General features: G+C 63.7%; 14 protein-coding genes and 1 riboswitch. Of the genes, 12 read left to right on the forward strand and 2 right to left on the reverse strand.

The window, feature by feature from the left end:
• The first annotated feature begins 430 nt into the window (after positions 1–430).
• Both ACEN2S_RS17285 and ilvN read left to right on the forward strand, forming a co-directional pair.
• The gene (locus ACEN2S_RS17285; protein WP_441868186.1) at positions 431–2,185 is read left to right on the forward strand and encodes an acetolactate synthase 3 large subunit; all 1,755 of its coding nucleotides are present in this window, start codon (positions 431–433) and stop codon (positions 2,183–2,185) included.
• A gap of 84 nt (positions 2,186–2,269) precedes the next feature.
• Positions 2,270–2,830 carry an acetolactate synthase small subunit gene (ilvN, locus tag ACEN2S_RS17290; RefSeq protein WP_441868189.1) on the forward strand — a complete coding sequence of 187 codons (561 nt, stop codon included), beginning with the start codon at positions 2,270–2,272 and terminating at the stop codon, positions 2,828–2,830.
• Between the two features lie 77 nt (positions 2,831–2,907).
• On the opposite strand, the gene ACEN2S_RS17295 is transcribed toward ilvN, so the two are convergent.
• On the reverse strand, positions 2,908–3,225 hold the full coding sequence (locus tag ACEN2S_RS17295; RefSeq protein WP_441868191.1) for a hypothetical protein: 318 nt from the start codon (positions 3,223–3,225) through the stop codon (positions 2,908–2,910).
• 219 nt (positions 3,226–3,444) lie between these two features.
• Between ACEN2S_RS17295 and ACEN2S_RS17300 the strand changes: the two genes are divergently transcribed.
• A complete protein-coding gene (locus ACEN2S_RS17300) occupies positions 3,445–4,281 on the forward strand; it encodes a helix-turn-helix domain-containing protein (RefSeq protein ID WP_441868194.1) in 837 nt (278 codons plus the stop codon).
• Between the two features lie 35 nt (positions 4,282–4,316).
• Here ACEN2S_RS17300 and ACEN2S_RS17305 read toward each other — a convergent pair whose 3' ends face one another.
• Positions 4,317–4,787, reverse strand: a complete 471-nt coding sequence (locus ACEN2S_RS17305) for a 6,7-dimethyl-8-ribityllumazine synthase (RefSeq protein ID WP_441868197.1) — start codon at positions 4,785–4,787, stop codon at positions 4,317–4,319.
• A 70-nt stretch (positions 4,788–4,857) separates the two neighbouring features.
• Positions 4,858–4,999: riboswitch (FMN riboswitch) on the reverse strand.
• Between the two features lie 258 nt (positions 5,000–5,257).
• On the opposite strand from ACEN2S_RS17305, the gene ACEN2S_RS17310 reads away from it, so the two are divergent.
• From ACEN2S_RS17310 to ACEN2S_RS17350, 9 genes are all read left to right on the forward strand, one after another.
• Positions 5,258–8,620 carry a transglutaminase family protein gene (locus ACEN2S_RS17310; RefSeq protein ID WP_441868200.1) on the forward strand — a complete coding sequence of 1,121 codons (3,363 nt, stop codon included), beginning with the start codon at positions 5,258–5,260 and terminating at the stop codon, positions 8,618–8,620.
• Between the two features lie 321 nt (positions 8,621–8,941).
• A complete protein-coding gene (locus ACEN2S_RS17315; RefSeq protein WP_441868407.1) occupies positions 8,942–11,347 on the forward strand; it encodes a circularly permuted type 2 ATP-grasp protein in 2,406 nt (801 codons plus the stop codon).
• Complete coding sequence (locus ACEN2S_RS17320) at positions 11,347–12,231, forward strand: transglutaminase family protein (RefSeq protein WP_441868203.1); 885 nt, start codon at positions 11,347–11,349, stop codon at positions 12,229–12,231. The genes ACEN2S_RS17315 and ACEN2S_RS17320 overlap by 1 nt, the downstream gene beginning before the upstream one ends.
• 707 nt (positions 12,232–12,938) lie before the next feature.
• A complete protein-coding gene (locus ACEN2S_RS17325; RefSeq protein WP_441868206.1) occupies positions 12,939–16,622 on the forward strand; it encodes a vitamin B12-dependent ribonucleotide reductase in 3,684 nt (1,227 codons plus the stop codon).
• Positions 16,623–16,860: 238 nt separating this feature from the next.
• Positions 16,861–17,112, forward strand: a complete 252-nt coding sequence (locus ACEN2S_RS17330; RefSeq protein ID WP_441868209.1) for a hypothetical protein — start codon at positions 16,861–16,863, stop codon at positions 17,110–17,112.
• A 210-nt stretch (positions 17,113–17,322) separates the two neighbouring features.
• Positions 17,323–17,940: a TetR/AcrR family transcriptional regulator gene (locus ACEN2S_RS17335; protein WP_441868212.1), complete on the forward strand. Its 618-nt coding sequence runs from the start codon at positions 17,323–17,325 to the stop codon at positions 17,938–17,940.
• Between the two features lie 277 nt (positions 17,941–18,217).
• Positions 18,218–19,195, forward strand: a complete 978-nt coding sequence (locus tag ACEN2S_RS17340) for a TRAP transporter substrate-binding protein (protein WP_441868215.1) — start codon at positions 18,218–18,220, stop codon at positions 19,193–19,195.
• A gap of 59 nt (positions 19,196–19,254) precedes the next feature.
• The gene (locus ACEN2S_RS17345) at positions 19,255–19,779 is read left to right on the forward strand and encodes a TRAP transporter small permease subunit (RefSeq protein ID WP_441868218.1); all 525 of its coding nucleotides are present in this window, start codon (positions 19,255–19,257) and stop codon (positions 19,777–19,779) included.
• A gap of 57 nt (positions 19,780–19,836) precedes the next feature.
• Positions 19,837–21,147 carry a TRAP transporter large permease gene (locus ACEN2S_RS17350; RefSeq protein ID WP_441868221.1) on the forward strand — a complete coding sequence of 437 codons (1,311 nt, stop codon included), beginning with the start codon at positions 19,837–19,839 and terminating at the stop codon, positions 21,145–21,147.
• Position 21,148: the final 1 nt, after the last annotated feature.

The following is a 21,148-nucleotide window of genomic DNA, read 5'->3' on the forward strand; positions in this document are numbered from 1 at the left end:
AATGAAAGAATTTCCATAGGGTCAGCGGAGACAAGAATTTTATCAAAGCCCAAACGGCGATCACAGGCCGGTTTTCGGGCGCCGCCGCGCCGTCCGCTGCGGCAAATCGCCGCAAATTTGCGCAGCTTGCCGCAGCGCCCCCGCTGCCCCCGGACCGCATTTTCAGTTCTTTCGCCAAAATCCCGCCCCGCGCAACTTTCGCAAAAAAATTCTTACCCCAGCGACAGAAAAGATGCGCTTTTCCCATTGACGCTGCCGGACGCCGCTTTTAGTGTCCCGGCCAAGCAATGAAAGGGTAAGGCCATGGCCTCGATTCTCGTACTTGTAGGGTTAGGGTGCATGGGCCGGTAACGGTAAGACCATAGAGGTTCCCATGCGCCCCCGCCAAAACGGGGGCTTTTTGTTGCGATCAAGGTGGATGGAGTTTGGAATGTCACGGCAGATGACCGGTGCGAAAATGGTGGTTCAGGCGCTGATGGATCAGGGCGTCGAAGTCGTCTTCGGCTATCCCGGCGGCGCGGTGCTACCGATCTATGACGAGATTTTTCAGCAAAATGGCATCCGCCATATTCTGGTCCGTCATGAACAGGGCGCGGTGCATATGGCCGAAGGCTATGCCCGCTCGACCGGCAAGCCCGGCGTTGTGCTGGTGACCTCGGGTCCCGGCGCCACCAATGCGGTGACCGGTCTGACCGATGCGCTTCTGGACAGCATCCCGCTGGTGGTTCTGTCGGGTCAGGTGCCGACCTTCCTGATCGGCACCGATGGTTTCCAGGAGGCTGACACCGTCGGCATCACCCGCCCCTGCACCAAGCACAACTGGCTGGTGAAAGAGACGGACAAGCTCGCGGGCACCATCCATGAGGCGTTTCACGTCGCCACCTCGGGCCGTCCGGGTCCGGTGCTGATCGACATTCCGAAAGATGTGCAATTTGCCACCGGCACCTATACCGGGCCGAAACAGGCGCGCACCGGCCATTACCAGCCCAAACTGAAGGGCGATATCGAGGCGATCACCAAGCTGGTCGAGCTGATGGAAAAGGCCGAGCGCCCGGTGTTCTACACCGGCGGCGGCGTCATCAACTCGGGCCCTGCCGCCAGCCAATTGCTGCGTGAACTGGTCGAGGCCACCGGCTTTCCGATAACCTCCACCCTGATGGGTCTGGGCGCTTATCCCGCCTCGGGCAAACATTGGCTGGGGATGCTGGGGATGCATGGTCTTTATGAGGCCAATCTGGCGATGCATGGCTGCGATCTGATGATCAACCTCGGCGCGCGTTTCGATGACCGGATCACCGGCCGTCTGGCCGATTTCAGCCCGAAATCGACCAAGGTGCATGTGGATATCGACGCCTCCTCGATCAACAAGGTGGTGCATGTCGACCTGCCGATCCTCGGCGATATCGGCCATGTGCTGGAGGACCTGCTGAAGGTCTGGAAAGCCCGCGGCCGCAAGGTGAATTCTGAGGGCGTGGCGAAATGGTGGAAACAGATTGAGGTTTGGCAGGCGAAGAAATGCCTGACCTACCGCAACTCGAAAACCGTGATCAAACCGCAATACGCGCTGGAACGGCTGGAGGCACTGACCAAGGGGCGGGATCGCTACATCACCACCGAAGTCGGCCAGCACCAGATGTGGGCGGCGCAATTCCTCGGCTTTGAGGCGCCGAACCGCTGGATGACCTCGGGCGGTCTCGGGACCATGGGCTATGGCCTGCCCGCCTCGATCGGCGTGCAGGTGGCGCATCCCGACGCGCTGGTGATCAACGTCGCGGGCGAGGCCAGCTGGCTGATGAACATGCAGGAAATGGGCACGGCGATGCAGTTCCGCGCCCCGGTCAAGCAGTTCATCCTGAACAACGAGCGTCTGGGCATGGTCCGCCAGTGGCAGCAACTGCTGCATGGCGAGCGCTACAGCCAGAGCTGGTCGGAAAGCCTGCCCGATTTCGTGAAACTGGCCGAGGCCTTTGGCTGCAAGGGCATCCGTTGCTCGGATCCGGCGCTGCTCGACGATGCGATCATGGAGATGCTGGATTATGACGGCCCGGTGATCTTCGACTGCCTCGTGGAAAAACACGAGAATTGTCTGCCGATGATCCCGAGCGGCAAGCCGCATAACGAGATGATCCTGAACGATGCCGCTGCAGAAGAGGCGTTCAAGGGCGCCGGCGGCGCGCTGGTATAAGCATGTGCTGCGTGGCGGGGGCCGGAAACGGCCCCTGCCCCCTCAGGCAAACTGCCCAGGCAAATTAGACGTATTGGAAACATCATGGCCGCGTTGAACATCAAAAAAGGCTCGTCGAGCCATTCCGCCTATGAATTGCGTGACCACAGCAGTCAGGTCGTCAGCAGCCACACTTTGGCCGTCATTGTCGACAACGAAGCAGGGGTTCTAGCCCGCGTCATCGGGCTTTTTTCCGGTCGCGGCTATAACATCGACAGTCTGACCGTGGCGGAGGTGGACCATAAGGGCCACCTGAGCCGCATCACCATCGTCACCCGCGGCACGCCCTCGGTGATCGAACAGATCCGCGCGCAGCTGGGCCGCATCGTGCCGGTGCATGAAGTGCATGACCTGACGGTCGAGGGCCCGGCGGTCGAGCGCGAGCTGGCGCTGTTCAAAGTGGCGGGCACCGGGGAAAAGCGGGTGGAAGCCCTGCGTCTGGCCGATATTTTCCGCGCCAATGCGGTGGACAGCACGCTGGAAAGCTTTGTGTTCGAGATCACCGGCACCCCGGAAAAGATCGACGCCTTTGCCGAGCTGATGCGGCCGCTGGGTCTGGTCGATGTGGCCCGGACCGGGGTCGCGGCCCTGTCGCGCGGGATCTGATCCCCGCGACCTGTGCCCTGTGATGGCCGCCCTGCGATGGGTAGTCCGCGTCAGGCGCCCTGCGTTGGGTGCCCGGCTCAGCGCCAGACGGCGGCGTTGCGTTTCATCGGATAAACGGCGGTGGCCTCATCCAGCGGGGTCAGGCCCCGCGCGGCGGCATGCAGCTCAATCGCGAGCGACGGGTGCCATTCTTCGGCAATGACGCGCATCTCGCGTGCCCGGCGAATGCCCCGGATCGCCCCCACGGTAAATTCGACCAGATCCCCAAGCGAAGGCCAGATCTCGCCGCCCATCAGGTTGTCGCGCCCGCGCGCATAGGCCAGCTGGCCCTGATCTTCACACCAGATGACTGCCGACGCTTTTTCCGCGTCACTCCAGACGATAACACCGCGCATACTGCTCGCTCACATATCTAAAGACGGTGGGATAGTCCGGATCATCCGGTCATCATAGCGGGTCTGATGTGTCTCATTTTGATTATTTTGGATCAGATCACAAGCAGGCTGATGCTGTTTAGCGTCAAGTTGAACCAGTTTTGGAAAATCCGTGACAGAATCGTGCCGCCCGTGGCAGGATGAACACCATTCGGTGCAACGCGGCACAGGGAGGCGCGGATGGTCACCACTCTCAACACGTCACAACCTCAGCCGGTGCGCTCTGAGCCATCGCCGCATGTGCTGCGGGAAACCTTTGGCAGCAACCTGCGGATTCTGTGCAAGGGCGCGGCCAATATCAGCGAGACCTGCCGCGCGCTGGGGATCAACCGCACGCAGTTCAACCGCTATCTGAACGGCTCGGCCTTTCCGCGGCCGGATGTGCTCTACCGCATTTGCCAGCATTTCAAGGTCGACGCCCGCATCCTGCTTGAGCCGCTCAGCAGCCAGCAGGCCCCGGCCTTTTACGGGCAGATCGCACAGATCATGTCGCGCGAGGGGCGGGCCGACAATCTCTATGCGCTGGACGAAGCCCTGATGCCCAGCGGCTATTACCGGATCTGGCGGCGTTCCTTCACCGATCCGTCACGGGCGGTGGTGGGGATGGTGCGGGTCTGGCGGGACGGGCCGGTGACGCGGCTGAAAACCTATGAACCCGCCTATGCGCCGCCCACCGATGCCAGCGTTCAGCAGCGCCCCAAAATGCAGATGCTGCGCGGCATCCTGTTTCGCGGCGAAGATGGCATCACCGCCATGGTCAGCATCCGCCCCTCACGCCTGTTCCGAATTTCGCATTTCCGGCAAGGGTTTGCAGGCTTTGGTTCAATCTACGCCGGGTTCTCGGTGCTGACCCGCGACACCACGCCGGGCATGGTGCGCAGCTCGGGCACCATCCTTGAGCATCTCGATGTCAAAGGTCCGCCGCTGCGCACGCTTGCCCGCGCCACGGGTTTTCGCGAGGCGGACAATCTGCCCGCGCTGTTTCGCGATTTCATCCTGTCGCCCAACCCGGTCTGAGGACCGGATCGGGCCGGTTGCGATCTGTCGGCGGCTCAGGCCGGTTGCTTCAGCGCGGCCCGGGCGCGCAGGGTCTGATCGACGGCCTGTGCCGCCTCCTGCCCCTTTTGCACGAAATGCGCGTGGAAAAAGCGGTGATGCTCTTCGCCGTGGAAATGATGCGGCGTCAGCACGACCGAGAACACCGGCACGCCGGTATCAAGGCCCACCCGCATGATGCCATCGAGCACCGCCTGGCTGACAAAATCGTGCCGGTAGATGCCGCCATCCACCACCAGCGCCACGCCGACCACGGCGTCAAACCGCCCGGTGGCGATCAATGCCTGGGCGTGCAGCGGAATTTCCAGCGCGCCGGGCACATCATGCACTTCGACCTGCGCCCCCGGCGACAGCTCGGCCATCTTCTGGCCAAAGCTCCCGACGGCCTGGTCAACAATATCGCCATGCCAGCGGGCGCGCACCACGGCCACGCGGGGAAGGTCTTGATTTTGGGTCATTTTCGTCATTCTCGTGTCCTCTGCGTTTCACATTTGCAGGGCACACGCCTTCCCGCCCTCCCGACAGGGAAAGACCGGACTGCGTTCTCTTTCATCCGGACTATACCGTCGGCCCCGGAATCACACCGGATCTGCTGACACCCGACGGATCGGGCCGCTCGCGGGCTTGGGGTTGCCCCCTTACCGCCGGTGGGGAATTGCACCCCGCCCTGAGAATAGGGCCAAATGACCCTCCCGTCCCCGCCTTGTCAACACCCGTTCCGGCACATCTGACACGGTTTGCGACAGCGCCCTGTGGCGGCCCCCAGGAAGGCCCCCGGCGCGGATCGATCGCGGGCAGCTCAGGACGGGACGCCCGCCCCCGATGCCACATATTTAGGCAAATATCCCGAAAAGCGGCAGAAATCCGCAATCGGTCATAGCCATTCCCCCGCACATGCGCCTTTATCAAAGCTGAAATTCCGCGCGAAGAGGGCCCCATGGCGATTATTGCAAGCCTATCCCACCTGACCCATTACCGCTACGACCGCCCGGTCACGCTCGGCCCGCAGATCATCCGCCTGCGGCCCGCGCCGCACAGCCGCACGCGCGTCATCTCGCATTCCCTGCGCGTCAGCCCCGGGGGCCATTTCGTCAACCACCAGCAAGATCCCTATGGTAACTGGCTGGCCCGCTTTGTTTTTCCCGAGCCGGTGCGCGAGTTCAAAATCGAGGTCGATCTGGTGGCCGATATGTCGGTCTATAATCCGTTCGACTTTTTCATCGAGGAAAGCGCCGAGCATTACCCCTTTGCCTATCCCGAAGATCTGGCCAATGACCTGAGCATCTACCAAAAGGCGGAACCGGCGGGCGCGGCCTTTGAGGCCTATCTGGCCGCCATCCCGCGCGACAAGACGCGGATGGTCGATTATCTGGTGGCGCTGAACGCGAAAATCGCCCGCGATATTTCCTATGTGATCCGGATGGAGCCCGGCGTGCAGACGCCCGAGGAAACGCTGGTCAAAGGCTCGGGCTCGTGCCGCGATTCCAGCTGGCTGTTGATAAATCTTCTGCGGCGGCTGGGCTTTGCTGCCCGCTTTGTCTCGGGCTATCTCATTCAGCTGAAACCCGATCTGAAAGCACTGGACGGCCCTTCGGGCACCGAGGTCGACTTCACCGATCTGCATGCCTGGGTCGAGGTCTTCCTGCCCGGCGCGGGCTGGGTGGGCTTTGACCCGACCTCGGGGCTCTTGGCGGGCGAGAGCCATATCCCGCTGGCCGCCACCCCGCATTACCGCAACGCCGCGCCGATTTCGGGCATGGCGACGGCGGCGGAGGTCGAGTTTGACTTTGACATGACGGTGACCCGCACCGCCGAACATCCGCGCATCACCAAGCCCTTCTCGGATGCGGCCTGGGTGCGGCTGAACACGCTTGGCAAAAAGGTGGATGAGGCGCTGACGGCAGGCGATGTGCGCCTGACCATGGGTGGCGAGCCGACCTTTGTCTCGATCGACGATTTCGAGAGCGCCGAGTGGAACACCGCCGCCGTGGGTCCCACCAAACGCATGCGCGCCGATATGCTGATCCGCAAATTGCGCGAGCGTTTCGCGCCGGGCGGTTTCCTGCATTACGGTCAAGGCAAATGGTACCCCGGCGAGACGCTGCCGCGCTGGACCTTCTCGCTCTACTGGCGCGGCGACGGCAAGCCGATCTGGCAGGATGAAAAGCTGGTGGCCGAGGAAAATCAGGACACCGGTGCCGGGCCGAAAGAGGCCGAACAACTTTTGGCCGGGATCGCGGAACGTCTTGAACTGCCCGGTGAATTCGTGGTGCCCGCCTATGAGGACCCCGCTGAATGGCTGGTGAAAGAGGCGAACCTGCCCGACAATGTCACCCCCGCAAATTCCAAATTGAAAGACCCGGAGGAACGCCACCGCATCGCCCGTGTCTTTGACCGGGGCCTGACAGAGCCGTCGGGCTATGTGCTGCCGGTGCAGCGCTGGAACACGCTCGCCTATGGGCGCGGCTGGCGGACCGAGCAATGGACTTTGCGGCGCGGTCACCTCTTCCTCGTGCCGGGTGACAGCCCGGTCGGCTACCGGCTGCCCTTGAACACGCTGAGCTATGTGCCCGCCGCGCAATATCCCTTCATGTATCCGCAGGACCCGACCATCGAGCGCGGCCCCCTGCCCGATTACGCCGAGATTTTCGCGCAACGGGGCACGGGTCCGCAGTCGCCGGAAGTGGACCGCACGCACCGCCAGCCCGGGGCCTTTACCCCGGATGCGCCGGGGCAACAGGACCGGGTGATGCAGCAGATGACCGAGGTGGGCGGCGCCGTGCGCACCGCGATCTCGGTCGAGCCGCGCGACGGGCGGCTTTGCGTTTTCATGCCGCCGGTGGAAACCATCGAGGATTATCTTGAGCTGGTGGCCGCCGCCGAGGCTTCCGCCGCCGAAATGAAGATGCCGGTGCATATCGAAGGCTATGCGCCGCCGCATGATCCGCGGATGAACGTGATCCGCGTCGCCCCCGATCCGGGCGTGATCGAGGTGAACATCCACCCCGCCGCCTCTTGGGAGGAATGCGTCGCCACCACCGAGGCGGTCTATGCCGAGGCGCGGCTCTGCCGTCTTGGCGCCGATAAATTCATGATCGACGGCCGCCACACCGGCACCGGCGGCGGCAACCATGTGGTGGTGGGGGGGGCGACCACGCTCGACAGCCCCTTCCTGCGCCGCCCCGATGTGCTCCGCTCGCTGATCCTCTATTGGCAGCGGCACCCGTCGCTCTCCTATCTCTTCTCCGGCCTCTTCATCGGGCCCACCTCACAGGCCCCCCGCATCGATGAGGCGCGGCATGACACGCTCTATGAGCTGGAGATCGCGCTGAGCCAGATCCCCAATCCGGGCGAAGGCCATGCGCCGCAGCCCTGGCTGGTGGACCGTCTCCTGCGCAACATGATGATCGACGTGACCGGCAACACCCACCGCGCCGAGATCTGCATCGACAAGCTCTATTCCCCCGATGGCCCCACCGGCCGTCTGGGTCTGGTCGAGTTCCGCGGCTTCGAGATGCCGCCCGATCCGCGGATGAACCTTGCACAGCAGCTACTGATCCGCGCGATCATCGCCCGCATGTGGCAAAACCCGATCAAGGGCAAACCCGTGCGCTTTGGCACCGTGCTGCATGACCGTTACATGCTGCCGGAATTTGTCTGGCAGGATTTCATGGATGTGCTGGGTGATCTCAATCAGCACGGTTTCGCGCTGGAACCCGAATGGTACCAGGCACAAAGCGAGTTCCGCTTCCCCTTCTGCGGCGAGATCGAGGTCGAGGGCGTGCGTCTGGAATTGCGTCAGGCCCTTGAACCGTGGCATGTGATGGGCGAAACCGGCGCCATTGGCGGCACGGTCCGCTACACCGACAGTTCCGTCGAACGCCTGCAGGTAAAGATGACAACCGCGCATCCCGATCGCTACAAGATCATGTGCAATCAGCGCCCGGTGCCGATGGCGGCCACCGGCAACCCCGGCACGCGCGTCGGCGGGGTGCGGTTCAAGGCTTGGCAACCGGCGCTCGCGCTGCATCCGGTGCTGCCGGTGAATGCGCCGCTGAACTTCGACATCTATGACACCTGGACCGGGCGCGCGGTCGGCGGCTGCGTCTATCACGTGGCGCATCCGGGCGGGCGCAACTACGACACGTTCCCGGTCAACGGCAACGAGGCCGAGGCCCGGCGTCTGGCGCGGTTCCAGGCCTATGGCCACACGCCCTGGCCCTATACCGCGCCCGAGGAAACGCCGCATCCCGAGTTCCCGACAACGCTCGATCTGCGGCGCCCGGTCGGGCTTGGCTGACCGATGACCGAGAATGACGCGATGCCGCCAGAGGCCCGGCCGCTGAAACCGGACGTCGCCCCGCAAGGGGCGACGACGGCTGCGGCCTGGCTGGCGCCCATCGGCGTCACCGCGGAAACATCCGGGCCGGAGACATCCGGGCCGGAGACCTCAACATCAGAGACCGAGGCACATGATGATGCTGACCCAGAGCATCCGGAGGGGCTGAGCCCCGGCGAAGATACGGATTCAGGCGAGGAAAAGAGCGACGGCGCTGAAGGCACCAGCGCAGCGCCCAAGGCACCGGTGACCGACGCGCCGAAACCGGCGGCACCCGGCCCGCTGGCCGAGGCCGCACGCCGCGCCGCCGCCAGCCCCCTGCTGGCCGATTACAAAGTGCCCAAAGGCGTCGCCGATGAGCTGATGTCGGCGCCCGGCGTGGTGCGGCCGGTCTGGCATCCGCTGCTGGCGCGCCTGGCCGAGATGACGCCGGAAGAGATTGCCCGCCGGTTCGCGCGCGGCGATCAGTATCTGCGCGATGCGGGCGTGTATTTCCGCCACTACGTCCTGCCGCAACCGACCGAACGCGATTGGCCGCTCAGCCATATTCCGGTCATTCTGGACGAGAGCGAATGGGCCACCATCGCCGCCGGTCTGACCGAACGGGCCGACCTTCTCGAACGCATCGTCGCCGATATTTACGGCCCGCAAGAGCTGGTGAAACAGGGACATCTGCCCGCCGAACTGCTGGCGCTCAACCCCGAATGGCTGCGCCCGATGATGGGCGTCACCCCGCGCGGCGGCCATTACCTGCATTTTCTGGCCTTTGAGATCGGGCGCAACCCGGATGGCAGCTGGTTCGTGCTGGGCGACCGCACGCAGGCCCCCTCGGGGGCCGGGTTCGCGCTGGAAAACCGCATGGCGACCAGCCGGGTGTTTTCGGATTTCTACGCCAAATCCAATGTCCACCGTCTGGCCGGCTTCTTTCGCCAGTTCCGCAATGCGCTGGACGGGATGCGCGACAATCTGGAGGGGGCATTGGGCGGCCGTCCCGCGATCCTGACGCCGGGGCCGAACACCGACACCTATTTCGAACATGTCTATATCGCCCGCTACCTTGGCCTGATGCTGCTGGAGGGCGAGGATCTGACGGTGGTTGACGGCAAGGTGATGGTGCGCACCGTCGCCGGGCCGATGCCGATCTCGGTCCTGTGGCGGCGGATGGACGCGGCCTTTGCCGACCCGCTGGAGCTGGATGAAACCTCGCATATCGGCACGCCGGGGCTGGTCAGCGCGCTGCGCAATGGCAGCGTGACCATGCTGAATGCGCTGGGATCGGGTGTGCTGGAGACGCGGGCGATGATGGCCTTTGTGCCGCGCATCGCGCAGATCTGGCTGGGGCGCAAACTGGCGCTGCCCAATATCGCCACCTGGTGGTGCGGCCATGCGCGCGAGCGGGCCTATGTGAAAACCCACAAGGACCGGATGATGATCGGGCAGGCGCTCTCGTGCCAGCTGCCCTTTGACGTCAACACCACCACCGCCTTTGGCGGCGGCTTTCGCGACCGCGCCCGCGCCTCGATCGACGACTGGATCGAGACCGAAGCCGGGGCGCTTGTCGGGCAGGAGGCGGTCTCGCTCTCGACGACGCCGAGTTTTGAAGAGGGCCGTCTGGTGCCGCGCCCAATGACGGTGCGGGTCTTTGCCGCCCGCACGCCCAAGGGCTGGGCGGTGATGCCGGGCGGCTATGCGCGGATCGGCCGCTCGGGCGATGCCTCGGCGCTGGCGATGCAGCGCGGCGGTTCGGTCGCGGATGTGTGGATCTCGTCGAAAAAGCCGGTGGCGAATGACACGCTGACGCGCGAAGACGGCAGTCTGGGGCGCACCGATGTGGGCGCCCTGCCCGCGCGGGCCGCCGACAACCTCTTCTGGCTTGGCCGCTATGTGGAGCGCACGGAAAGCATCGTGCGGATGCTGCGCGCCTATCATTTGCGGCTGGCCGAAAGCGGCGATCCGCAAGACAGCCGCGTGCTGGCGCTGGCCGCCGACCTCAAGCTGCGCGGCGTCGATGTGAGCGAGGAACTGCCCCAAGCCTTGCCGCAACTCCTCGGGCAGGCGAATGCCTGCGCGGGCAAGGTGCGCGACCGTTTCTCGGTCGATGGCTGGGCCGCGCTGCAGGACATGGCGAAGACCCTGCGCAAGATGTCCACCTCGGTCGAGGCGGGCGATGATGCCGCGCGCGCGATGAGCGTGCTCTTGCGCAAGATCGCCGGTTTCTCGGGGCTGGTGAATGAGAACATGTACCGCTTTATCGGCTGGCGGTTCCTCGAGATTGGCCGCGCGATGGAGCGGGCGGATTTCCTCACCTCGATCCTCCTGGCCTTTGCCGATCCGGCCGCCCCCGAGGGCAGCCTCGACATTGCGATCGAGCTGGGCGACAGCGTGATGACCCACCGGCGGCGCTATCACGGCCCCGCCAGCCGCACGAGCGTGATCGACCTTCTGGCGCTGGACCGGCGCAACCCGCGCGCCATCCTGTTCCAGCTGGAGCTGATCCGCGAGCTGATCGCCGAATTGCCGCGCGGCACGCATGGCACCCGCCTGACCGAGCTGGAGCGGCAGATCCTGCGGCTGTCGAGCGAGGTGACATTGGCCAAACCCGATGAGGTCAGCGCCAAACAGCTGCAGCGGCTGCGCCGCGCCTTGGGCGATTTTTACATGACCCTCGCGCAGGATTACCTGCATTGATGCGCTATGACATCAACCTGACCATCGAGAGCCGCTATGGGGCGAGCACCGATGGTGCGCGCAATCTGGTGCGCATCCTGCCGCTGAACCTGCCCGGCCATCAACAGCTGATCTCGGGCAAGGTCGAGGTCACCCCCCGCCCCGACTGGCGCGAGGACCGGGTGGATTTCTTTGGCAATGCGGTGACCGAGATCGCCTATCACGGGCTGCTGCATCACATGTCGGTCAATCTGCGCGCCCGCGTGGACCGCACCGCCGATCTGCCGGGCGAAGATCTGTCGCCGACGCTGGCGGGGCTGGTGACCGATCTGGCCGCCTGCAACCGGCTCGATGGCAATTCGCCGCATCATTTCCGCATTGCCTCGCCCCGCGTGCATCCGACGCCGGAGATGACCGCCTTTGCCCGTGATATCATCACCCCGGGGATGAGCGTGCTGGAGCTGACCATCGCCCTTGGCCGCGCGCTCTATGAAGAGATGCGCTTTGAGGCGGGGGTGACCGATGTGAACACGCCGCCCGAGGTCGCCTTTGCCAACCGGCACGGCGTCTGTCAGGACTTCAGCCATGTGATGATCGCCTGTCTGCGCGGCATCGGGGTGCCTGCGGGCTATGTCTCGGGCTTTTTGCGCACCATCCCGCCCGAGGGACAGCCGCGCCTTGAAGGGGCGGATGCGATGCATGCCTGGGTGCGGGTCTGGTGCGGGGTGGCGATGGGCTGGGTCGAGTTTGACCCGACCAATGACCAGCTGGTCGCCTCGGATCACGTCGTGGTGGGCTATGGGCGCGACTATGCGGATGTGGCGCCGATCCGCGGGATCCTGCGCACGGCGGGTCAGCAGACCAGTCATCATCTTGTGGATGTCATCCCGCTGGATGCCGTCTGAACCCCCTATATCTAGTCTGCCAAGAGAATCACCCCCGGGGTTTTGCCCAGATCTGCGATGGCGGCGGATGCCGCTGCGGCAGCTGCGCCCCGCCCTTCGTGCCCGAACCCCGCCCCGACGCCATGACACCATATTCCTTGGGTAAAACGCCCCCGTCTTTCGTATGGGGATGCCCTGCCTGCGTTTTAGGCACCGCGATATCGCTGTTACTTTCGCGCCACAGAAGCGGCACCCGGTGAGATATCCACCGATCTTATCCCCAATTTACTGCCCTCTGTGGATGAACCCGCCAACAGCTGCGGGCCGATCCGTGAAAACCATTGTTCCTAAACACTTTCTGTTCGGCGGTCCCGGTGGGAAAAATCAGGGGGCCGATGTGGATGAATGTGCCCGACTCGGAGCGAAGCGCGCCCACCCGCCGGTCAACCCAAAATGGTGTGCAGGAAGTTAAAAAACACCGTTGACCCTGACCGGGAAAATACGCGAGTTTGTGGCAGCTGAACGACAAGACCACCAGATGTAGTATGCCCGGCACAACAGGGCGGATCATCAGGGGGCACGGGAAGCGGGTTGATTTGACCAGAATGACCGGGGATGTGACCGGGTTCCGCCGCGCAGCTTTGCGCGGCCGGGGCGGGCTTTTGCCGCGCCCGGGGTCAGGCATCGCGCAGGCGGGCGGCACGAACGGGTATACAGGGGACGAAAGCATGAAGATCGAGCGCAAGTTCACCAAGGCCGACACCGGTGCCTATGGCGAGATGTCTTTCAACACGACCACGTCCGAGATCCGCAATCCGGATGGTACGGTTGTGTTCCGCAACGAGAATATCGAAGTGCCCGCGGGCTGGAGCCAGGTCGCCTCTGACGTGCTCGCCCAGAAATACTTCCGCAAAGCCGGTGTGCCCGTCCTGTCCAAGAAGGTGAAGGAAAAGGGCGTGCCGGAGTTCCTCTGGCGCTCGGTCCCCGACACCGAAGCTCTGGCCGCCCTGCCCGAGGCTGAGCGTTTCACCGGCGAGAGCTCGGCCCGGCAGGTGTTCGACCGTCTCGCAGGCGCCTGGACCTATTGGGGCTGGAAGGGTGGCTATTTCACCAGCGAGGCCGATGCGCAGAGCTATTATGACGAGATGCGCTTCATGCTGGCCAATCAGATGGCCGCGCCGAACTCGCCGCAATGGTTCAACACCGGCCTGCATTGGGCCTATGGCATCGATGGCCCGAGCCAAGGCCACTATTACGTCGATTTCCAGACCGGCAAGCTGACCAAATCCGCCAGCGCCTATGAGCATCCCCAGCCGCATGCCTGTTTCATCCAATCGGTGAAGGATGATCTGGTGGGCGATGGCGGCATCATGGACCTCTGGGTCCGCGAAGCGCGGCTGTTCAAATACGGTTCCGGCACCGGCACCAACTTCTCGTCGCTGCGCGGCGAGGGCGAGAAGCTGTCGGGCGGCGGCAAATCCTCGGGGCTGATGGGCTTTCTGAAGATCGGCGACCGCGCGGCGGGCGCCATCAAATCGGGCGGCACCACGCGCCGCGCCGCCAAGATGGTGATCTGCGACATGGATCACCCGGATGTCGAGGCCTTCATCAACTGGAAGGTCATCGAAGAGCAGAAAGTGGCCAGCCTCGTGGCCGGCTCGAAGATGCATGAGCAAAAGCTCAATGAGATTTTCATCGCCATCGCGGGCTGGGACGGGCTGGTCACCGATGCCACCGATCCGGCCAAGAATGACGCACTGAAAGCGGCGATCAAATCGGCCAAAAAGGTCATGATCCCCGAGACCTATATCAACCGCGTGCTGCAATATGCCCGCCAGGGCTACACCAGCATCGAATTCCCGACCTATGACACCGATTGGGATTCTGAGGCCTATATCTCGGTTTCCGGCCAGAATTCGAACAACTCGGTCCGGGTGACGGATGCTTTCCTGAAAGCCGTCAAAGAGGATGCCCCCTGGGAGCTGATCCGCCGCACCGATGGCAAGGTGTCGAAAGTGGTCAGCGCGCGCGAGCTGTGGGATCAGGTCGGCCATGCCGCCTGGGCCTGCGCCGATCCCGGCATCCAGTTCCACGACACCGTCAATGCCTGGCACACCTGCCCGGAAGATGGCGCGATCCGGGGCTCAAACCCCTGTTCGGAATATATGTTCCTCGATGACACCGCCTGCAACCTCGCCTCGATGAACCTGCTGACCTTCTACAAGGATGGTCAGTTCGACAGTGACGCCTATGTCCATGCCAGCCGCCTCTGGACGGTGACGCTGGAGATCTCGGTGACCATGGCGCAATTCCCGAGCCCGGAGATTGCCCAGCGGTCCTATGATTTCCGCACCCTCGGTCTCGGCTATGCCAACATCGGCGGCCTTTTGATGAACATGGGCCTCGGCTACGACTCGGTTGAAGGCCGCGCACTCTGTGGCGCGCTGACCGCGGTGATGACCGGTGTTTCCTATGCCACCTCGGCCGAGATGGCAGCGGAACTGGGCGCCTTCCCGGGCTATGCGAAGAACCGCGAGCATATGCTGCGCGTCATCCGCAACCACCGTCTGGCCGCGCAGGGCGAAACCTCGGGCTATGAGGCGGTGAACGTCAACCCGGTCGCCCTCGATCATGCCAATTGCCCGGACAAGGCGCTTTTGTTCATCGCCCGCAATGTCTGGGATCAGGCGCTGGAACTCGGCGAAGCGCATGGTTTCCGCAATGCGCAGGCGACCGTGATTGCCCCCACCGGCACCATCGGTCTGGTGATGGATTGTGACACCACCGGGATCGAGCCGGATTTCGCGCTGGTGAAATTCAAGAAACTCGCGGGTGGCGGTTACTTCAAGATCATCAACCGCTCGGTGCCCGCCGCTTTGGCCAAACTCGGCTATGGCTCGGCGCAGATCGAGGAAATCATCGCCTATGCGGTGGGTCACGGCAGCATGGGCAATTGCCCCGGCATCAACCACACCTCGCTGATCGGTCACGGCTTTGGCCCGGCCGAGATCGCCAAGGTTGAGGCCGCCCTGCCCTCGGCTTTCGACATCCGCTTCGTGTTCAACCAATGGACGCTCGGCGAGGAATTCTGCACCAAGACGCTGGGCATTCCGGCCGAAAAGCTGAACGATCCGTCGTTTGACCTGCTGCGCCACCTCGGCTTTACCAAAGCGCAGGTCGAGGCCGCCAATGACCATGTTTGTGGCACGATGACGCTGGAGGGTGCGCCCTTCCTCAAGCCCGCGCATTACTCGGTCTTTGACTGCGCCAATGCCTGCGGTAAAAAAGGCAAGCGTTATCTGAGCGTTGAGAGCCATATCCACATGATGGCAGCCGCGCAGTCCTTCATCTCGGGCGCGATCTCGAAAACCATCAACATGCCGAACACCGCAGGCATTGCCGAGACGCTGGCCGCCTATGAACTCAGCTGGTCGCTGGGGATCAAGGCCAATGCGCTCTACCGCGATGGCTCAAAACTCAGCCAGCCGCTGGCATCGGCGCTGGTCGAGGATGATGATGAGGCGGAAGAGATCCTGCTGAACGGCAGCCAGCAGGAAAAGGCCGTGGTTCTGGCCGAAAAGATCATCGAGAAGATCGTGGTCAAGGAAATCGTCCGCTCGCACCGCGAAAAACTGCCCGAGCGGCGCAAGGGCTATACCCAAAAGGCCGTGGTCGGCGGCCACAAGGTCTATCTGCGCACCGGCGAGTATAAAGACGGCCAGCTCGGCGAGATCTTTATCGACATGCACAAAGAGGGTGCGGGCTTCCGCGCCATGATGAACAACTTTGCCATCGCGGTCTCGGTCGGTCTGCAATACGGCGTGCCGCTGGAAGAGTTTGTCGACGCCTTCACCTTCACCAAGTTTGAGCCGGCGGGCATGGTGCAGGGCAATGACAGCATCAAGAACGCCACCTCGATCCTGGATTATGTGTTCCGCGAACTGGCGGTCAGCTATCTCGACCGCACCGATCTCGCGCATATCAAGCCCAAGGGCACCAGCTTTGACGATCTGGGCGGTGGCGAGGGTGAAGGCAAACGCGAGAGCAACCTCGCGCAGCCCTCGGAATCGGCGGCCTCGAAATCGCTGGAAGTGCTGCGGCAGATCTCGTCCTCCGGCTATCTGCGCAAGCGGCTGCCGCAGGAACTGGTGGTGCTGCAGGGCGGCGCCGGGGCGATGGGCTTTGCGGGCGATGCCGTCTCGGCGCTGAGCACCTTGGTGCCGGAAGTGCAGATGGCTTCGGCCAGTGCCACGGCGATCAGCTCGGGTGTGGTCGGCATGGACGCGCGGACCAAGGCCAAGATGCAGGGCTATGAGGGTGAGGCCTGCGGCGAATGCGGCAACTACACGCTGGTGCGCAACGGCACCTGCATGAAGTGCAACACCTGCGGCGGCACCTCGGGCTGCAGCTGATCCGGCCAAGCCGCGCCCAAGAGACCGCGCCTGAGAGACCGCACCCGAACGACCGCGCCTGAGGGGCTGCGTCCGACAGGGCGCGGCATCGGGCGCGGCGCTCCCGGCCGCGGAGGCCTCGGGACAGCGGGTCCCGCCACCCTATGTGAAACGCCCCGGCATCCGGGGCTTTTCCACCCCCAATACCCCCCGCGCCCCCGGCAGCTGCCGCGAGATGGTGACGGATCTTAGGAACATCATGGAACTGATCATCGGCGCCCGGCGCATCACCCCCTCGGCCATCCACCGCATCAAAGGCGGCGTCACCGCGACCCTGCGCGGCGAGGCGCTGATGTCACTCCTGAACGCCAGCTTTCACGGCACAGGCTCGATCGAGATGCTGGGCGGTGATCTGGACCGCCGCCCGATGGAAGTGACCTCGATCGAAATGAAAGGTGCGGATACCACCGTCACGCTGCTTTGCGCAGGGCCCGCCAAAACCCTGATGTGAGCCGCGCCACCGGCTCTGGAGCGGCAAGGGCTGGCGCGCCACGGGCCGTCGCGGCGAGGGTCGGCGCGATGCGGGCAGCCCCCGCAGCAGCAGCACAGCCAGTCCTTTGCGCGACATTTCCGCCGACCGTCCCCCGGCCCGGTTGCAGGCCGCTTTGCTTTGCGGCAAATAACGGGTAGGACTGTTCGTAAATAGCGCCAAGGTTGCCCAATGCCCGATCCGAACCCCGCCACAGCCACGCCCCGCCCGCGCCGGACGCAGGCCGAGCGCTCGCATGAGACCCGGCTGAAGGTCTGCGAGGCGACGCTGCAGGCGCTGGTCGAGGTGGGCTATGACCAGATCTCGACCACATTGATCGCCGAGAAGGCGCAGATTTCGCGCGGGGCGCTGACGCATCAGTTTCCGATGCGCAATGACATGCTGGTCGCGGCCTTTCAGCATCTGGTGGGCGAATGGCGCGATGGTTATCCCTTTGGCTCTGACCCCGACCGCGAGCAATTGACGGTGGATCAGCTGATCGACGCGATGTGGGAAAACATCTTTTCCACCCAGCGCTACATCGCCGCGATGGAGCTGATGTTGGCCGCCCGGCAGGACAATGAGCTGGGCCATGCGCTCCGCGACATCCTCGTCACCTGGATAAAGGCGCGCGACAAGATCACCGTGCGGCTGGTCGGCGGCGATGTCGACAATGACGAGGCCGAGCTGAAAGTGCAGCTGCATCTCTCGGTTCTGCGGGGAATCGCCATGCACCAAAGCTTCGACTCGGACCCGCAAACGGCGCAAAAGCTGCTTACATTGTGGAAACGCATGGCCCGAAACGGCTGAAAGCCAGGGGATCTCTGGCGGGAAACCAAGGCGCGCGCGGCGCTGCACAAATTTTGTGCGTTTTGATTTAATCATTTTATATCAATATATTAATTGAAGATTTGCGCTGCCGAAGGGCCCCTGAGGGACGGCCATTGTAACGGATTTGTGCGCTGACACTTGATTTACGAACAGCGCTGATTGCATGATGCAGTCAGAGCTGTTCGGAAGTTTGGATTGCCCGCCCCGAACACCCTTTCAGACATGCCAGCAGATGGCACAAAACAGGGACATCGTGATGACCATTCGACTTCTTCTTGGCAGCGTCGCCGGACTTAGCCTCATGACCTTGCCGGCGCTGGCCGCGACCTGGGATCTGTCGAGCGAATATCCGGCAGGCTCGCTGCAGGGCCAGACCGCCGATTTCTTTGCCAAGGCGGTTGCCGAGAAAACCAAGGGCGCGGTCGAGATCACCGTGCATCACGGCGCGGCCCTGGGCTACAAGAGCGTCGATCACTTTGACGCGGTGGGCGATGGCGCGCTGCAGGCGGCCTCTTCGGCTTTCGTGTTCTGGACCGGCATTGACCCGATCTTCCAGCTCTCCTCGCTGCCCTTCCTCGCGCCGACCGGCGCCGATGTGCACAAGCTCTATGACCTCGCCCGCCCGGACTATGCGGCGGTGCTGGAGGCGAACAACCAAATCCTGCTGCTGGCCACGCCCTGGCCGTCCTCGGGCCTCTGGGGCAACAAGGCCTTTGAAAGCACCGCCGATCTCGCGGGGGTGAAGGTGCGCACCTATGACGTCGCCTCGACCGAGACGATGAAGAACGCCGGGGCCTTCCCGATCCAGATCTCCTGGGCGGATGTGCCGGCACAGCTGTCGACCAATGCGATTGACGCGGTGCTGACCTCGCCCAACGGCGGCGTCGGCGTGCAGATGTGGGAGCAGCAGTCGCATTTCACCAACGTCAACTATGCCTCCTCTTTGCAGGGGATCCATGTGAACCGTGACGCCTGGGAAGACCTGTCCGAGGAAGAGCGCGCGGCGGTGACCGAGGCTGCGGCAGAGGCCGAGACCTTTGGCTGGGATCTGCTGGCGGATGCCACCCGCACGGATTTTGAGACGATGCGCACGCATGGGATGACCGTGGCCGAGGAAATCACCCCCGCCTTTGCCGCCGATCTGACCGCCGCGGCGCAGCCCTTCATCACCGAATGGGTCAAAACCACCGGCCCGCGCGCGCAAACCATCATGGATGCCTACGCCGCGCGCTGAGCGTGCCGTCCCGCGGGCGGCGGCCCCCTGCCGCCCGCCTCCTCATACCGGAGCCCCCGATGCCGCAATTCTACGCCGCCATCTACACCCTCTCGCGCGGTGCCGCGCTGATCGCGGCCTGTGCCCTTGTCTATATGGTGGGCCATATCGCGCTGGAGATCATCCTGCGCAGCCTCTTCTCGACCTCGACGTTCGTGCTGGATGAATTCGTGGGCTATGCGGTCTCGGTCTGCGTGATCTGGTCGCTGGGCTATGTGCTGGAAAACAGCGATCTGATCCGGGTGGGGCTGGTCCTCGACCGTCTGTCGCAGCGCGCGCAGGAATTGCTGACCGCCGCCGCCGCATTCCTGGCTTCTGCGGGCAGTCTGGGGCTGGCCTGGATGTTCTGGATCCGCGTCGCACGGGCTTATCAGCGGGGCACGGTCTCATCCTCGGTGGCGGCGGTGCCGACCTGGATCCCCGAAGGCGCGATGATGCTGGGGCTGTGCTTCTTTGCCCTACAGGCGCTGGCCTATGGGCTGCGCCACATCACCCGCCATCCGTCCCCGGCGCCGCAAGTGCCGCTGGCGACCCCCGTAGAATGACCCCCGCGAATGATCCGCGTCGGATGATCCGCGTCGAATAACCCCCTGGAGACCGAATTGGACACGCTTCTGACCGCCGGTGCCACACTGGCCTTCCTTTTGTTGTTTCTCGGCTTGGGCGTCTGGGTCTTTGTCAGCCTTGCGCTTGTCGCCACCGCCACGCTGTTCTTCCTGCACGGAATGGACCTCTCGCGCATTGGTTCCATCGCGGCGAACATCATCTACCGCTATGCCTCCAGCTGGGAGCTCTCGGCGATCCCCATGTTCATCTGGATGGGCGAGATCATCTTTCGCACCGATATTTCGGCGCGTCTGTTTCGCGGCCTGTCGCCGTTTGTGGATTATATCCCGGGGCGGCTGTTGCACACCAATGTGCTGGGCTGCACGCTCTTTGCCGCTGTTTCCGGCTCCTCTCCCGCCACCACCGCCACGGTGGGGCGGATCACCATCCGTGAGCTCAGCGACCGTGGTTATGATGAACGGCTGTCGCTCGGCTCGCTCGCCGGGGCGGGCAGTCTGGGGCTGCTGATCCCGCCGTCAATCGTGATGATCGTCTACGGCATTCTGGCCGAGCAATCGATCAGCCGCCTCTTCGCGGCAGGCGTGCTGCCGGGTCTGATGATCGCGGCGCTTTATTCTGGCTACATCATGATCTGCGCGAAGCTGAACCCCGCGATCGTGCCGGTGGAGCGGCCCAAACGCCGGGCGGTGGATTTCCTCATCGCGCTGCGCGATCTGGCGCCGCTGGTCGGGCTGATGACCGTGGTGCTCGGCTCGATCTATTCCGGCATCGCCACCCCCTCCGAAGCCGCCGCCGTCGGCGTCATCGCCGCCATCGCCATCACCGCCGTTCTGCGGCAGTTCTCGCTGCGCCTGTTGCGTGACACGCTGATGGGGGCGCTGCGCACCTCGACCATGGTCTGTTCGATCCTGATCACCGCCGCCTTCATGTCCACCGCCATCGGCTATCTGCACATTCCCGCCGACGTCGCCGAAGGCATCGCGTCGCTGCATCTGCCGCCCTGGGGCCTTCTGGTCGTGCTGTCGCTGTTTTATCTGGGCCTCGGCTTTTTCCTCGACGGCAATTCCATCGTGGTGATGAGCCTGCCGATCTCGCTGCCCTTGGCCCTGCAGGCCGGGTTCGACCCGATCTGGTTCGGCATCTACCTCGTGCTGATGGTGGAAATGGCGCAGGTCACCCCGCCCGTCGGCTTCAACCTCTTCGTCTTGCAGGGCATTTCCGGCCGCTCCATCGGCTATGTCGCCCGCGCGGCTTTGCCGTTTTTTCTCCTGATGCTGCTGGGGGTGGCGCTTTTGGCCGTCTTCCCGGGCATCGCCCTCTGGCTTCCGAATTACTTCTATGGATGAT

The sequence above is a fragment of the Phaeovulum sp. W22_SRMD_FR3 genome (assembly GCF_052113705.1).
GTDB lineage: Bacteria > Pseudomonadota > Alphaproteobacteria > Rhodobacterales > Rhodobacteraceae > JBGQOG01.